This is a genomic window from Candidatus Campbellbacteria bacterium (assembly GCA_034521025.1).
Classification (GTDB): Bacteria; Patescibacteriota; Minisyncoccia; order Phycocordibacterales; family JAXHMZ01; genus JAXHMZ01.
Genome location: JAXHMZ010000005.1, coordinates 202,087 through 216,087, shown reverse-complemented (window position 1 = coordinate 216,087; position 14,001 = coordinate 202,087). Strand labels below are relative to the sequence as shown.

The window sequence follows — 14,001 nt, the reverse complement described above, 5'->3', positions numbered from 1 at the left end:
CAAATAAATTGATAATAAAAACTGTTTATATAATTTTACTAACTCTGTTACCAAGCGAAGTGAGCAAATGCCTTGTTGGCTTCGGCCATCTTGTGGGTATTTTCTTTCTTGGCAAAAGCGGTTCCTTCTTCGTTCGCGGCGGCTAGGATCTCGTCGGCCAATCGTTCGTACATAGGGCGACCAGTTTCCGCGCGCACGGCATTTACGATCCACCGCATAGCGAGTTGGTCGCGTCTTTCCGGACGTACCTCTCGAGGGACCTGATAGTTAGCTCCTCCGACCCGACGGCTGCGTACTTCCATAGTTGGGCCAACATTGTGTAGAGCCGTCTCAAAGACCTCAAGCGGGTCTTTTTTGGTGTTTTTCTTGATCCTATCCAGAGCATCATAGACTATCTTGCGCGCGGTACTCTTCTTACCGTCTAACATAATATAGTTTACGAACCTCGAAAGCCGTACAGAGTTGTAGACTGAATCCGCGACAGGCTGTGGCGTTTTTTTGACTGGTCTTCGCATAATATTATTTATTCTCTCTTAGCTCCATATTTACTGCGTCCTTTTTTGCGCCCATCTACTCCGCCAGAGTCGAGAACTCCGCGAACTACCGTATAGTTGGCGCCAATGTCTTTCGGACCACCACCACGTAGCATCACTACCGAGTGTTCCTGTAGCGAGTGTCCCATACCCGGGATATACGCGGTCACTTCCATACCGTTCGTCAAACGAACACGAGCGATCTTTCTGACCGCGGAGTTCGGCTTGCGAGGAGTTGTGGTTGTTACTTTTGTGCAAACGCCTCTTTTAAAAGGAGAGTTATAGAGAGAAGGGCGGTTTTTAAGAGTATTAAACCCACGAGCAAGAGCCACAGTTTTGGATTTCTGTGGTTTTTTGCTACGCCCTTTTCTCGTTAATTGATTAATTGTTGCCATTACAAATTTTCGTATACATTAAAATCTAGCCCGTATTGAGCTTCAACAGAGAGTACAGTACTACAGGCGAAGTGAGAATGCAAGTCTCATAATATGTCTATATTGCAACACCAAGCATCAATTCGGCAAGACTGAAAACGGCCGGTCCAATAAATCCTCCAAAGAGAACAATGAAGGCGATCACTATAAAGAAACCAAAGCTCTCTAGTGTTTGCCGAATGTGATACATAGAGACCGGCAAAATTGAGAAAAGAATTTTGGAGCCATCAAGCGGCGGTATAGGAACCAGGTTAAACAAAGCCAAAACCAGGTTTATGATGACAAACGGGATCAGTATTTCGGCAAACAAGCCGACCTCTCCTCCCATTACCAATACTCTGAACAACACGGCGCCCAAAGTCGCCAAGATAATATTTGAAACCGGACCGGCAACAGCGATAAGCGCTTCATCACGATTGGGATCTCTGAGGTTATACGGATTGTACGGTACAGGTTTCGCCCAACCAAAAAGAAATGGCGCGTTAGTTATCATAAGGAGACCGGGGATCAGAATAGAGCCGACCGGATCGATGTGTTTTATCGGATTGAGTGTCAAACGCCCCTCAAGACGCGCCGTAGGGTCGCCGAGTTTGTTTGCCACAAAGCCATGCGCCACCTCGTGCACCACCACGGAAAGTATCAGTACAATGATCCCAATGAGAGCTCCTATAGTCATAATGATGTAGTGTATCATATCAAATATTGCATAAATGGGTAGATATGCTAAAGTAGCTTGCGTAAGAAAAACTCATTATTATGTCAAAAGTTTGCGAGATCACAGGAAAAAGTTCACAAATAGGAGGCGGGTATTCTAACCGCACTCGTGCTACCCAGTTCAACCCTACCGGCAAGAAAAGAAAGAGAGCCAATATCCAGAAGAAGAGGATATTTGTTCCTGAGTTGGAAAAATACGTTACGGTTAACGTTTCAACCAAGGGGCTAAAAACCATACAAAAAAACGGAGCCTTTGAAACACTCAAAAAAGCCGGCATTATCTAATAGCTCTGAATATTTATATAAAAGAAGACCGCTACCTAAATGGTGCGGTCTTTTTGTTTCACTCTGATCTTTCAGAAAGAACTAGTTGGCTTTGGCCAACACAACTTCACAAACTCCCCAGTTGCGTGCGTACTCTACCCTGTCGAGCCAGACATCCACCTGTCTTTGTTTGCGGGGATGCATCGTATCCGCTACCCGAAATTCGCCCGGACTCAACCCTGGAAGGGTTGGTAGACGCTCGATGGTCTTTGGAGTTGCTCCGCAACCATTCGGCGCTCCATCCATGGAACGAATATCAAGTATCTTGACCGTTGTTCCGTAAGGGAACATCTCGAGCATATCTCGAGATAGTGCTACAATTCCATGCTGAGTGCGTTCACCTGTCGCGGTAATATTAGGTGTTGAGTCAGTTTGCCCGGATACGGAGTTGTACGCGGTTGATCTCAAAACGTAGGCAACTTGAACTTCCGGAACCGGTAATTCAGTCGCGTTCCTGACAACCTCAACTTCTGGAATGGACAGCTGGACCGTGCCTCTGATATGGGCACCTATGTCCGGGAAAAACAGCTCGAACCTAGGGCTCATTTGGATTGCAAATGAAACAAACGACAGGACAAGTGGGATCAATATCACAGTCTTCAGCAAGAGCAATCGCTTTGCCTTCACATTTACCTCCGTCTACTGAGATGTAAATCGTTCGCGAATGGCTTCAATTTTCTCGCGCCCTGCTTCGTCGCTGAGTTCATCGTTATCAATTACCGCCTTAAGCTCGGGCACCATTTTCTCCATAAGCTCATCTACCGCGATCTTTATCTCACTTCGAGACGAGGCAGTGTCTGCCTCGTTTCCATTTTGGTTTGCTGGCTTGTTATTCATTGTGTCCTCCATGAACATTTATACTATAAAAATAAAGATTTGTAAAGTTATACACTTTGCTCAACTCCCGTGAACAAATTTCTTCCATCTCTACCTTCTGAGTACAACAAAGCCGGATTTCCTGGCGTTTCATCATTCACCGCAAAGACAGAGTATATCCTAGATATCGGAATTTTGTTTATGAAGTCCTCGCTCTCTTCATTTTTAATTTCCTCAGCTATATTTCCTAAGGTACTCTCCTTTTCGCCGTCTTCCTGGAAAGAGAGCGCAAAGGCAAGTCGGGATAATTCACTTTCGTTTTCTAAGAACTGTCTATCTTTGTTTGACTCCGAGCCGACTTCATTCTCCCCCTGTTTTATTTCAAGCGCTGCGAGCGCCGAGTCAGCAAACGAGTCCGCCAAAACCTTACGCAGATCTTTTTGGTGCTCCGAGTTATATTCAGCTTCAACCACTTCGGAAAATCGATCCAGAACATCGTTCATACCGAGAAGTTCATTTTGAACCCAAGAATAGTGGCGTTCTTGATCTTTTGCCACATCTTCATTTGATCCGAATGAAGACTTATTCTGTACAAGCCGCATATCTAGCGCCTCTTTATTCTCACGAGGACTAAACTCCACCAGGTCAATCCCATACTTCCAATCCAAATAGACATCAGTAAAAAAGCTCACATTTTCACCCAGTTCTTCTTTGCGTTTATCCATATACCCGCAAACCGCCTCGCAACCATCAAATGTAGTGCGCATTTCTGATCGAATTTCTTTGTCTATGTTTTCCTTTTCAAACCATTCGTTTAGAGCGACCCGAGAAGCTTTCACATATTTATAACGATCCTCCGGACTAAGCCCGGAAAGTATTGAGACTATCTTGTTTTGGAACTCTACTATCGGGAGAAGTTTTTCGGCGTCCACGCGACGACGTTCACCGCTTTCTTTGGCTTTATTTTGTTGACGAAATTCATATAGACTACCGGCGGCTTTAGGGAGAAAACCCATCGTGTAGTCAAGTGCCCTTCCCATACGAGACGTGTATTCTTCTTGGCTCTCTTCTCCTTTGCGTTCTTTTTCTACGCGCTTTAGAGAACGCTTTTCAATGTAGGAGTTAAGACCCTTGCCACCTTCTTTACTTTCAGAAAAAAAGTATGGATTTTCTATTCTAGCCGCCGGCGACTCATCATATGGTATGTGCTCATTGTGGTCGGGACGATCCGGATGTTGGGGCATTTGTTCCATACCGCCATTATATATAAATTTGCGCGAAAATCGAACACTAAAGTTGCCTAAATAAAAAACCCCGAGCTGTTAAACTCGGGGCTATCTGATGTCAGAACGTTATGTATACGCTCAGACAGACATCGCGGAAGTGGAGCGACGCGGCTCTGCGGTATCCTCTCTTGGGGTTTCCTCGAAAGCCGTCTCTGTTACGAGACGATCTCTCTGCTTAAGCCCCTGGCGCAGCCTACGAGCGGCATCACGCTTCGCTTGGCCAGAGGGCTTTGGGCGAGCGCAGGTTGGCTTTACAGCGCAATCCGCGTCCCGAGGAACACCTTTGTGCGAGTTATTGCTTCCGCGCATCTTCTTCTCCTCCCGTTTGAAAAGGACGTCGGTCTACTTTATATATCATAAGCATACTTTTGTCAAGTGTGATTAAATAATTATATTCCTATTAACTTTTGGAAAAATCCGGGGTCCTTTTGTACGAGAATATCGCCATTACTTTCAAATCTGATCATACCGTCTTCGTCGGTCCGCAGAATTTCTACTTCTTGTTTCTCTAAAGTATTGAGCACTTCATCGGTTGGGTGGCCATAGGAATTGTCTTCGCCCACTGATATAACAGCGAACTCCGGTGAAACAGCCGAGACGAATTCGCTCGCGGTAGAAGTACTTGAGCCGTGGTGTCCCACCTTTAAAACATCTGCTTCAAGAGCATCGTAAAAACCCAACAACTCTCGCTCCGTCTTCTTGTCCGCGTCACCAGTTAACAAAAAGCTTGTCTCGCCATAGTCAAGACGGACAATGATCGAAGCATCGTTGGGGTCGCTTGTCACACTAGATTCTTTTGACAAAATAGTCAGAACAACATTGTCAAAAAATAACTGCGAGCCTCGCACAGGATCTATCGATCGAGCTTTTTCCTTTTGAACTTCTTGAGAATATGAAATGAAGGCCGGGGTGTCGTTTTCTACTTCTGTATCAAGAATAGCTTTCACTTTATACCTTCTTAGGACGTCAACAATTCCGCCGATATGATCAGCGTCCGGGTGAGTCGCTATGACAAGATCGATCGAGCGATCCCAGAACGGCATAACTTGCGAAAGCCCACGCAACACCGAGTTATCTCTACCGCCATCTATTAGAATTTCTTCGCCCTTGGGTGTTTCTATAAAAATAGCGTCTCCCTGCCCTACATCGAGAAAAACCACCTCCAGCGGTTTCTCTATTGAGTGAATAAATAGGACGAGCCACAACGCCACCGCTACAAAAAAGGAGATGAAAGTAAGGAGTATTAATAAAGACCTGAAGGATCTCATAGGTGGTAAGCGTGTTACAATGTGATTAATTACAAGCTAACAGTAAAACTTATGAATCACTATAGCGAACAACAATTCGAGTTCCACGCGCTCGAAGGGATCTCCGAGAAAACAATGGACACCCACCTGGGTCTCTACTCAGGTTACGTAAAGAATACCAATAAAGTTCTGGATCTTATAGAGTCCCTTCGTGGCGATGAGAATAACAAATACGCTCTTCTAGAGGCGCGCAGGCGTTTCGCCTTTGAATTCGGAGGAATGCGCAACCACGAATATTTCTTTGAGCAGTTCACGGAAGGTATTCAGGAGATAGATCCGGAAAGCCCCCTTGCTCAAAAACTTGAAGAGGACTTTGGTTCTGTCGAGACCTGGAAGGAGGACATCGTTTACTTAACAGGTATGCGCGGCATCGGATTCGCGATCCTTTATTACGATCGTGAAAAAGACAGGTTGCTAAACAGCTGGATAGATGAGCAACACCTTGGACACCTAAACAGCGCGCAATTCATCTTTGGAATTGATATGTGGGAGCACGCCTTTATGCTGGACTACGCTCCGAGCGAAAAGAGCAGTTACGTTGAAGCAGTAATGAAAAACACCAACTGGCGAGTTCCGGAAGAGAGATTCCAAAGCGCGCGATCCTAAACCCCGAGCGATTCAATTTTAAAAGTCCGTAAAAGCGGGCTTTCATTTTTCTCTTTTTCCCAAAAATAAATGAGAAACATCTAGTAGTATATTTTTTCTGACCGCGCCAGGACGAGAAACCACCAAAGTGAAAAAACCGAGTAACGCGTATAAACTCAACACAAACACAAAGGGAAAGTGGGGCAATCTTAGAGAAGCGAAAGGCAGAGCAGCAAAAACTTCAATTACTAACAACTCATAACTCAAGAAGAAAAAGGACAGAGCCCCGAATACGGGTCCGAGAACAAGAGAGATAAACGGAATAGAGCCGAAAATTCCGGTAAGGAATCCGAGTAACATAGCCGGTGGTACACTTGGCAGAACCAGAAGATTGACCGGCAGAGCAACAAGAGAAACTTCTCCGACTAAGTAAATTAGCAAAGGCAAAACCGCCAACTGTGTCGCTACCGTTGCGGTCGTTATGTCGCGAAGCCACTTGTATCGTACCCAATGGAGATATTTCTCAAGGGGTTTTGATAAAAGAATGAGGCCGAGAGTCGCCATAAAAGATAGTTGAAAAGACGGATCATAAAGCAAGAGAGATGGATTAAAAATTAGCATAGCAATGGCGGCAAAAAACAATGTCTGGATCGCAAGAACTTCCCGCCCCAACGCCCTTCCAACTAAAGCGGCTATCGCCATTATAGAAGCGCGCACCACAGTAGCTCCTCCGCCAACAAGAACGGCAAAGAAGCTCACCGCAATGATCCCCAACGACACTCTGACTCTGGTTGAAAAATATCGCAATAAAATAAAAATTGCTTCAGCTATTATCACTACGTTGTATCCGGAAAGAACGACAATATGAATGATGCCGGTTGAGCGAAAGTCTTTTTCTAACTCTTCGCCGAGAGACTGCTTGGCACCTACCGTTAAACCACCGAGGAGAGATGACTCCGGGTCCGGAACATAGCGAGACACCGTATCTAGATATTCATTCTTTAGAGAAAAAAGCATTTGTTTTATAAGATTACCATCGCCAGAAGAAATAACGTCCACGGAAGCAAAAGAAATTACCGCGCCGATATTATCTTTTTCTAAAAACTCATCATAAGCAAATACTCTATCAGTGTCAGTAACGAACGGCTCCGGCCTTTCAATTAACCCCCGAACACGCAAATTGTCACCATAAGATATCGGTTCAAAACGATCCGTCCTGACTAGCACTCGCTCACTAACAGAGGCGCACACTTTATCCGTCCGGATAAAATCAGCTTCCAAGATCACAAATAAATAAGACCCGCGGTCTTCCGGGTCGTTCATAACAGTACCCATTACTTCGATCCTTTCACCCGAATGACGAGACAGAATAAACTCTTTTTCAGATAAATTGGCGCGAATTAAACCAAAAATGACGCTGAGAAAAAACAGTGATGAGAAAACGATCAAAACTTTCAGATTTCTTTCAGCCCTGAACGCAAAAGCTATAAAAACTACGCTAAAAATTATTAAAAGGAGGAAAAGGATAAAATATTCTCCCAATCCCAAAAATTCAAACAAAAACAGACCTGAAGCCACCCCAAAAAGAGAAATTGGAAGAATAAAGAATCTGAATTTCAGCATATATACTTTTAACCGCGAAACTCACTGATGATATTTTTTTCGTCTTCCTTTGACATTGCTTTTTTATAAAGAGCCGGTTTGCCTTTTACTCTTTTTTCGCACTCTTGCCAAGTACTATGCGTCTTTATCTTGCCATCTAAGAGCGATACATAAGAATACGCCTTGCCTTTATTCTTGCCTTTACTCTCCCTCGCTTTTTCTAGATCAGAAATTTGCCCGTCCCTTCCTAGGGGCTTCTCGTTACTGACTAGCCCGATCTGGTAAGACTCTTCCGGACCTCTGAAGAGATCGGGGTCTTTTCCTCTAGCAAACTCTTCGGCGATATCATTCGCTCTTTCGTTTCCGGCAACATCACTGTGTCCGGGAACGTATTTCCAGTTTATATTCCTGTTTTTTTGGACCTCCCAAAGGCGCTCCCAAAGACCGCTGTTTGCGACATCCTTTTTAGTTGTAGTTTTCCAATTCTTTTTCTGCCAGCCATAGATCCATTTCGTGATCCCGTTTATAAGGTAAGAAGAATCAGAAAAGACGTTTATTTCTTTTGAGTTTGTTTCGTTGCTTCTTACCTCTTCCAAAGCTTTTATTGCCGCGATCAATTCCATACGATTATTGGTCGTGTTCTCTTCAAAGCCACCTATTTCTTTAACTTCGTTTCCGGCAACCAAAACCGCTCCCCAGCCACCCGGACCAGGATTCCCCTTTGACGCGCCATCAGTAAAAATATAAATCGTTTTCATTTTTTCAGTATATCATTACAAGCCAGAGAAGCTCATTTTGACAAAAAACCGTGGTATGATAAAAATAACTCTGATTTGTTCCTTTTAATAGGAGAAGGTCTAGTCCTGGGAAAGGAGGTCACGGTGATTGTCGTCGCAGAGGCGCTTAACGAAAAAGAAAAGAGGCGGCAGCACATAAGTAACCTACGGCGCCACAAAGACGAATTGAGAGAGCGCCTCGCCGGCATTCAAAAGAAGATCCATGACTATCGGATCAAGATCAAGGGACTCGGCAAGACCAACAGCAAGCTTCGAAGAGAGCTTGAGGACGTAAAAAAAGAAATAGCAGAAGAGGAAAATAAGTTGGAAGAAGAGGAAAATGACAATTGAGTCACTCTGAGCGCAAGGACAACCTTGCGCTCTTTTTATTCACGTCAAAAAATTGACCATATTTCCAAAAATATGCTATAAAAAGCTCGGAAAGGAGGTTTCAATATATAGGCCCTCGTGTGAATGATATTCGCACAGGAAACGTTTTAGAGAGAACCTCAAGTGCGTGAGACGAGTAGGACAATAGGGGTCTTACTGGTACACGCCTCGCGGTTATTGACCGCGAAGTCCGGGAGGACTCATGTTCAAGTGCGCTAACAAGATGAAGCCTGGCAAAGCTTATCGACTGCCGGAAATTGGGAAGGTGATTGGCCTCGATGAAGAGCACGAAGTCTGTTTTGTTGACTTTTGCTTTAACGCTGGATACTTGAAAATCCTTCGTAGAGTTGAGAACGAGGACCAAATTCCCGAATTCCCACAGATGGATTATGCTGGGCTACTCCCTGAGATGAGCGCATAAGAAACATTCGGGCCCGACCTTATCATAGGTTGGGTCCTTTTATCGCTAGATAATATTTGACATATTCACAAAAAATGTTTTTATAAAGACCGAGAGGAGATCTTTAAATGGATCCAAGACTAGCAAGTCCGATGACTCGAGAAGAGCAAACCCAACATTCGTTTGGAGAAGAGGTACTAATCTGGACATGTGCTAAGTTTCTGGAGCCGGGTGATATCGTACTGCACCCAAGTGGCGGAATCGGAAATGATCCCAAATATATGACCTACGCAGAGGACGGATCATTTATTGAAACCGTCAAAACTGGGAACGGAAGGTTTGTGCGGAGCCACGACGTCCGCATCTTCAAACCGAAATATCACCCCGAAACCAGGCTGTGGAAGGTCGGTGATACCCCAAAAGGGAAACGCCGTAGGGAGGTGAAGCGCCCTACGGCGCCAAGAACCCAAGCTTCAATTGCCCCGGGACTATTTCTCGGGGTAATTCTTTTAAATATGCTCTTCTAGGTGTTCGATCCGGACACGATATTCTGCTCTACCCCTAAAGAAACTCTTTTCTAATGCACCATAAATAGTTATTGTTTTGCCAGGCTCAATATCTAAAGAAAAGCTGTCTTTTGTCATAAAAAATCCTATCGCGTTGAAAACTTTGCCGTTTTTTCCTTTGAAATCGATCCCTAGATGATTCTTATCTTTACCAAACTCTTTGACCGAAACAACTTCTACGTCTTCTATCTTAAATATCGGTTTTTCAAATCCTACTCCAAACGGTGACAAGGAAAGAACTTCCTCAAAAAGACCAGATTCTATTTCTTCCGATTTGACGCTCATATCAAAATATCGTTTGGCGGACGACAGCTCCTCTTCGTCCGTTTCTTTTGTGGTGCGTGCCGCATCATTTAAAAGACCCTCTAGAGAATGTACCTTTTCAAGCTCTATTGAAAATCCTCCGGAAAAAGCGTGTCCGCCATAGTTTATGAAGGTCTCTTCGGGCAAAGACTTCATAATTTCAACCACATTCATAATTCCGTCTGAGCGAACCGAACCCTTTATACTTCCCGATTCTCCTTCTCTGCCCCAAACAAAAGCCGGCCGCTCGAAACTGTCAGAGAGCGAGTTGGCAATAAGTCCGAGTATGCCCGGTTTCCAGCGCGGATTGCCGGTTACCAATACCGGTCCGGGCTTGCGATCAGCAAATTTCTTTTTGACCTCCTTTGCTATACGAGCAACCAAAGTTTTGCGCTCTTTGTTTATCTCTTCGAGCTTTGCCGCTTGTTCCATCGCTTCTTTGCGAGTCTTGGCAAACAGGAGACCGAAGGCAATATCAGGATGCGACATTCGACTGGCGGCGTTTATTCTCGGCGCGATGGTAAACGAAACATCATCCTCTGAGATAGTCCGATAGTCCACCTTGGCTTGTGAAAGCAACTCTCGCAGACCCAGACGACGTCCCTTATTTAGCACCAGAAGGCCATAGCGAGCGAATATTCTGTTCTCGTCCACCAACGGAACCATATCGGCAAGAGTTGCTATACCGACCAGATCAAGCAACCATTTTTCCTGCCCAATCGAAAACGAAACTTCTTCGTGAGCTATCAGAGCTTGAACTAATTTATACACCACACCTGCTCCGCAAAGTTCATCAAACGGATATTTGCAAGACGGTTGCTTGGGGTTAAGTATCGCAATAGCAGGCGGCGGTTCCTCGGGAGAGATGTGGTGATCACTTATAATGACGTCTATTCCTTCGCTTTGAGCGTATGAGACCTCCTCAATATCAGCAATGCCACAATCAACCGTGATCAAAAGTGTCACCCCCTTGTCCTTTAATTCAGCGATAGCCGTATTATTCAGTCCGAAACCTTCAATGCCACGATGCGGAATATAAGACTCTATATTGCTAAAACCGATCTTCTCTAAAAACTCCCGCAGAACTACGGCTCCCGGCACCCCGTCAGCGTCATAGTCAGAAAAGATAGCGATCTTTTCATCGTTCTTTAGGGCTTTCACTATTCTTTCAACCGCAACATCCATTCCCAGCATAAGATAAGGATCGTGCGTTCCTTCTTCGTAGTTTCCTTTTAAAAGATCTTCGACTTCTCTTTCGTCGGTGAAGCCACGATTGTAAAGAAGCGTTCTAGCTACCGCTGAATAGCCTTTCAATACCCCCTTCGGAACTTTTTTAGACTTCTCCTCAAATATAATAGACTTACCCATAGGAGCCATTGTAGCACGACCGAACGCCTTAATGCTTAGCTTGAAAAAGGGCTTAAATAAGCCAAAATAAATGCTTCAATCTATAGATTGAAGCATTTATTTTCGTTTTTTAGTATTAAAATGTTGTATTTGGTATACTTTATGTATGAATGATTGTATTTTTTGCAAAATAGTTAAAAAAGAATTTCCGGCAGATATAGTTTATGAGGATGAACATACGCTCGCTTTTCTTGATATAAAACCCGTGAACAAAGGGCATACACTGGTGGTTCCCAAAGAACACGTAGTAAATATTTTCGATGCCGAGTTTGATACGTATTCGCACGTATACAGAACAGCAAAGAAAATAGCTCTAGCACAGAAAGAAGCCCTGGATTCCGAGGGAACAAATATCTCAAACAACAATGGCCCCGCGGCCGGACAAGAAGTTTTTCACTACCACGTACACGTAATACCGAGATATACAAACGACGGTCTATCGCACTGGCCTAAAAAAGAATATGCGGAAGGAGAGGCAGAGGAATTTAGAGAAAAAATATCTTCCAAATTGTAGAGCTCGCGACAGGATAAGATCCTCGGATATCATTTCAACACCTCGATCCCTGGCAACGTGCCGTTGGCTAGGAAGTCAAGCATAGCACCGCCGCCGGTGGAGATAAATCCGAGCTTATCGCTGATCCCGAGATTGCCGATTATAGCAAGAGTGTCTCCTCCCCCAACAATGGAATGCGCATTGGATTCGGCAATGAGCTTGGCGATCATTTCCGAACCTTCGGAGTAACCCGCTTCATAGTTGCCAAAAGGACCATTCCAGAGAATGGTTTCAGAGTCGGCCATTTTTTCCTCCAGAGTACGAATCCACTCCGCCGACACGTCGGATATGATATCTTCTTCGCGCACGTCTTGAACATTTATCTTGTGAGCTTCTCCGTCACGCTCTACGATCACCTCTTTTGGAGTGAGAACCTTAGGATCAGTGAATACCTTTTCAAGATCAACGGCCTTTGAGGTAAGAGACTGGCCAATACCGAGGCCTTCGGCTTTATATAGATCATTTGCTAGAGCTCCTCCGACTAAAAGAGTGTCCGCTATATCAAGAAAGCGCTCTATAAGAGGCATTTTTGTTTCGAACTTAGCTCCTCCCAAAATGAACAAAAAAGGGTGCTTTGGGTCAATCGCTCGCGAAAGCTCCTTTACTTCTTCTTCAATGAGGAACCCCGCGCAACCTTTCATAAGCTTGGGTACTCCTACAACCGAGGCATGCTCTCGGTGCGACACCGCGAAAGCGTCGTTTACATATACATCTGCTAGATCTGCAAGATCGCGAGAAAAATCTTCATTGTTTTCTTTTTCGCCGGAGTTTCTGCGCAGATTTTCCAGTAGAGCTACTTCTCCGTTCTCAAGCCCGTCTAAGGCCGACCTGTCTTTTTCGTCATAAAGATCCTCTATAAATATATGGGGAATAAAGTCCTTTAAATAGTGCGATACCGGCTCTAAAGTATCAACGTCAGTGATATGGCTCATTAAAATTACCTTGGCACCTTTCTCACGCAAAAAATCAATGGTCTCTAGAGAACGTTTGATCCTAAAGTCGCTTCTAACTTCGTCCTTATCAACCGGAACATTAAAATCAACCCTGACTAGAACTTTTTGTCCACTAGATATATCCGCATTTCTGAGTAATGGCAAATCGTTATCGTTGTGCATATTTTTCAACTTCCTCCACAATTTGTAAAAAGTCTTGAGATTCAAGCGAAGCGTGGCCGACGAGAAATCCGTTCACCTGCGTTCCGTCTATTAACTCTGAGGCGTTGTTAGGTTCTACCGATCCACCATAAAGAATTGTCTGGCTTATTGCTGATTTTTTATCAAACAGACCTGCTAGTACCTTGCGAATATATATAGCTGTTTCGTGTAGGGCGTGCGGAGTTACCGACTCGTTACTACTTTTGCCAATAGCCCAAATAGGCTCATAGGCGATGATGACATTTTTCATCCAATCACGAGACATTCCATAAAAAAGCTCTTGTAGTTGATCCTTTATAACCTCAAGATACTTTCCGTCATTGTCGCGTTCATGCTCACCTATGCAAACTATCGGAGTAAGACCAACTTCGAGCACCCGCTGAACTCTCTCTCGCACATCCTTATCCGTTTCCCCCATAGCCCGACGTTCCGAGTGTCCTAATATGACATATCTTGCTCCCAAGCTTTGTATCATTCCGGCGCTGACTTCTCCGGTGTAAGATCCTTCTTTCTCCGAAAAGCAAGTTTGCGCTCCAAATCCTATCTTTTTCCCCGTATAGAGATCTAGCAAAGTATCCAAATAGACAAAAGGCGGACATACCACCACCTCGGTCTTTTTGATCTTGCGCATTCCCTCCTTTACTCCGAGGAAAAGCTTCTTGGCTAGAGCGATTTCGCCCGGATTCATCTTCCAGTTTGCCGCTACTAGCATATCTTTTTTCTTTGTCTCCACCCCGGAGACGCTTGGTTTAGTTTGTTTTTTCTTAACTTCTACTGATTTCGTTTTCTTTTTCTTTTGAGAGGAATAGACGTTGTTTTTGGGCATATGCAATTAGTTTACCACGAGAAAT

17 protein-coding genes are annotated in these 14,001 nt (G+C 44.4%); 5 read left to right on the top strand and 12 right to left on the bottom strand.

The genetic code is table 11. From position 1 onward, the window contains the following. Positions 1-47: 47 nt before the first annotated feature. The 3 genes from rpsG to U5L75_03575 all read right to left on the bottom strand — a co-directional run bounded on the left by rpsG (position 48) and on the right by U5L75_03575 (position 1,643). Complete coding sequence (gene rpsG, locus U5L75_03585; protein MDZ7726634.1) at positions 48-515, bottom strand: 30S ribosomal protein S7; 468 nt, start codon at positions 513-515, stop codon at positions 48-50. 8 nt (positions 516-523) lie between these two features. Next, entirely contained in the window at positions 524-928 is a 405-nt protein-coding gene (gene rpsL / locus U5L75_03580; GenBank protein MDZ7726633.1) for a 30S ribosomal protein S12, read from the bottom strand. A 97-nt stretch (positions 929-1,025) separates the two neighbouring features. Continuing rightward, positions 1,026-1,643 (bottom strand): site-2 protease family protein, encoded by a 618-nt coding sequence (locus tag U5L75_03575; GenBank protein MDZ7726632.1) that lies wholly within the window; start codon positions 1,641-1,643, stop codon positions 1,026-1,028. Positions 1,644-1,723: 80 nt separating this feature from the next. Here U5L75_03575 and rpmB point away from each other — a divergent pair, with 80 nt between their 5' ends. Further along, on the top strand, positions 1,724-1,966 hold the full coding sequence (rpmB, locus tag U5L75_03570) for a 50S ribosomal protein L28 (GenBank protein MDZ7726631.1): 243 nt from the start codon (positions 1,724-1,726) through the stop codon (positions 1,964-1,966). Between the two features lie 81 nt (positions 1,967-2,047). On the opposite strand, the gene U5L75_03565 is transcribed toward rpmB, so the two are convergent. The 4 genes from U5L75_03565 to U5L75_03550 all read right to left on the bottom strand — a co-directional run bounded on the left by U5L75_03565 (position 2,048) and on the right by U5L75_03550 (position 5,375). Continuing rightward, complete coding sequence (locus tag U5L75_03565) at positions 2,048-2,551, bottom strand: hypothetical protein (protein ID MDZ7726630.1); 504 nt, start codon at positions 2,549-2,551, stop codon at positions 2,048-2,050. Between the two features lie 93 nt (positions 2,552-2,644). Then, positions 2,645-2,854, bottom strand: coding sequence for a hypothetical protein (locus tag U5L75_03560; protein ID MDZ7726629.1), 210 nt, complete (start codon positions 2,852-2,854; stop codon positions 2,645-2,647). Positions 2,855-2,889: 35 nt separating this feature from the next. Next, positions 2,890-4,074, bottom strand: a complete 1,185-nt coding sequence (locus U5L75_03555) for a hypothetical protein (GenBank protein ID MDZ7726628.1) — start codon at positions 4,072-4,074, stop codon at positions 2,890-2,892. A gap of 422 nt (positions 4,075-4,496) precedes the next feature. Beyond that, positions 4,497-5,375 (bottom strand): ComEC/Rec2 family competence protein, encoded by an 879-nt coding sequence (locus tag U5L75_03550; protein MDZ7726627.1) that lies wholly within the window; start codon positions 5,373-5,375, stop codon positions 4,497-4,499. A gap of 51 nt (positions 5,376-5,426) precedes the next feature. On the opposite strand from U5L75_03550, the gene U5L75_03545 reads away from it, so the two are divergent. Further along, entirely contained in the window at positions 5,427-6,020 is a 594-nt protein-coding gene (locus U5L75_03545) for a Fe-Mn family superoxide dismutase (GenBank protein MDZ7726626.1), read from the top strand. 42 nt (positions 6,021-6,062) lie between these two features. Here U5L75_03545 and U5L75_03540 read toward each other — a convergent pair whose 3' ends face one another. Next, complete coding sequence (locus U5L75_03540) at positions 6,063-7,622, bottom strand: ComEC/Rec2 family competence protein (GenBank protein ID MDZ7726625.1); 1,560 nt, start codon at positions 7,620-7,622, stop codon at positions 6,063-6,065. Between the two features lie 8 nt (positions 7,623-7,630). Then, a complete protein-coding gene (gene rnhA / locus U5L75_03535) occupies positions 7,631-8,359 on the bottom strand; it encodes a ribonuclease HI (GenBank protein ID MDZ7726624.1) in 729 nt (242 codons plus the stop codon). 75 nt (positions 8,360-8,434) lie between these two features. On the opposite strand from rnhA, the gene U5L75_03530 reads away from it, so the two are divergent. Next, positions 8,435-8,728, top strand: coding sequence for a hypothetical protein (locus tag U5L75_03530; GenBank protein MDZ7726623.1), 294 nt, complete (start codon positions 8,435-8,437; stop codon positions 8,726-8,728). 567 nt (positions 8,729-9,295) lie between these two features. Then, positions 9,296-9,694, top strand: a complete 399-nt coding sequence (locus U5L75_03525) for a hypothetical protein (GenBank protein MDZ7726622.1) — start codon at positions 9,296-9,298, stop codon at positions 9,692-9,694. On the opposite strand, the gene recJ is transcribed toward U5L75_03525, so the two are convergent. Next, positions 9,677-11,404 (bottom strand): single-stranded-DNA-specific exonuclease RecJ, encoded by a 1,728-nt coding sequence (gene recJ / locus U5L75_03520; protein MDZ7726621.1) that lies wholly within the window; start codon positions 11,402-11,404, stop codon positions 9,677-9,679. The genes U5L75_03525 and recJ overlap by 18 nt on opposite strands. 145 nt (positions 11,405-11,549) lie before the next feature. On the opposite strand from recJ, the gene U5L75_03515 reads away from it, so the two are divergent. Further along, a complete protein-coding gene (locus tag U5L75_03515; GenBank protein ID MDZ7726620.1) occupies positions 11,550-11,957 on the top strand; it encodes an HIT family protein in 408 nt (135 codons plus the stop codon). 29 nt (positions 11,958-11,986) lie between these two features. Here U5L75_03515 and pgk read toward each other — a convergent pair whose 3' ends face one another. Beyond that, entirely contained in the window at positions 11,987-13,111 is a 1,125-nt protein-coding gene (gene pgk / locus U5L75_03510) for a phosphoglycerate kinase (GenBank protein ID MDZ7726619.1), read from the bottom strand. Continuing rightward, positions 13,098-13,976 carry a triose-phosphate isomerase gene (gene tpiA / locus U5L75_03505; GenBank protein ID MDZ7726618.1) on the bottom strand — a complete coding sequence of 293 codons (879 nt, stop codon included), beginning with the start codon at positions 13,974-13,976 and terminating at the stop codon, positions 13,098-13,100. Before tpiA ends, pgk begins: the two co-directional genes overlap by 14 nt. Between the last annotated feature and the right edge of the window lie 25 nt (positions 13,977-14,001).

Bases quoted from the DNA above. Each gene is read 5' to 3' on its own strand.
- rpsG (MDZ7726634.1), bottom strand. From the start codon at position 515: ATGCGAAGACCAGTCAAAAAAACGCCACAGCCTGTCGCGGATTCAGTC.
- rpsL (MDZ7726633.1), bottom strand. From the start codon at position 928: ATGGCAACAATTAATCAATTAACGAGAAAAGGGCGTAGCAAAAAACCA.
- U5L75_03575 (MDZ7726632.1), bottom strand. From the start codon at position 1,643: ATGACTATAGGAGCTCTCATTGGGATCATTGTACTGATACTTTCCGTG.
- rpmB (MDZ7726631.1), top strand. From the start codon at position 1,724: ATGTCAAAAGTTTGCGAGATCACAGGAAAAAGTTCACAAATAGGAGGC.
- U5L75_03565 (MDZ7726630.1), bottom strand. From the start codon at position 2,551: ATGAGCCCTAGGTTCGAGCTGTTTTTCCCGGACATAGGTGCCCATATC.
- U5L75_03560 (MDZ7726629.1), bottom strand. From the start codon at position 2,854: ATGGAGGACACAATGAATAACAAGCCAGCAAACCAAAATGGAAACGAG.
- U5L75_03555 (MDZ7726628.1), bottom strand. From the start codon at position 4,074: ATGGAACAAATGCCCCAACATCCGGATCGTCCCGACCACAATGAGCAC.
- U5L75_03550 (MDZ7726627.1), bottom strand. From the start codon at position 5,375: ATGAGATCCTTCAGGTCTTTATTAATACTCCTTACTTTCATCTCCTTT.
- U5L75_03545 (MDZ7726626.1), top strand. From the start codon at position 5,427: ATGAATCACTATAGCGAACAACAATTCGAGTTCCACGCGCTCGAAGGG.
- U5L75_03540 (MDZ7726625.1), bottom strand. From the start codon at position 7,622: ATGCTGAAATTCAGATTCTTTATTCTTCCAATTTCTCTTTTTGGGGTG.
- rnhA (MDZ7726624.1), bottom strand. From the start codon at position 8,359: ATGAAAACGATTTATATTTTTACTGATGGCGCGTCAAAGGGGAATCCT.
- U5L75_03525 (MDZ7726622.1), top strand. From the start codon at position 9,296: ATGGATCCAAGACTAGCAAGTCCGATGACTCGAGAAGAGCAAACCCAA.
- recJ (MDZ7726621.1), bottom strand. From the start codon at position 11,404: ATGGGTAAGTCTATTATATTTGAGGAGAAGTCTAAAAAAGTTCCGAAG.
- U5L75_03515 (MDZ7726620.1), top strand. From the start codon at position 11,550: ATGAATGATTGTATTTTTTGCAAAATAGTTAAAAAAGAATTTCCGGCA.
- pgk (MDZ7726619.1), bottom strand. From the start codon at position 13,111: ATGCACAACGATAACGATTTGCCATTACTCAGAAATGCGGATATATCT.
- tpiA (MDZ7726618.1), bottom strand. From the start codon at position 13,976: ATGCCCAAAAACAACGTCTATTCCTCTCAAAAGAAAAAGAAAACGAAA.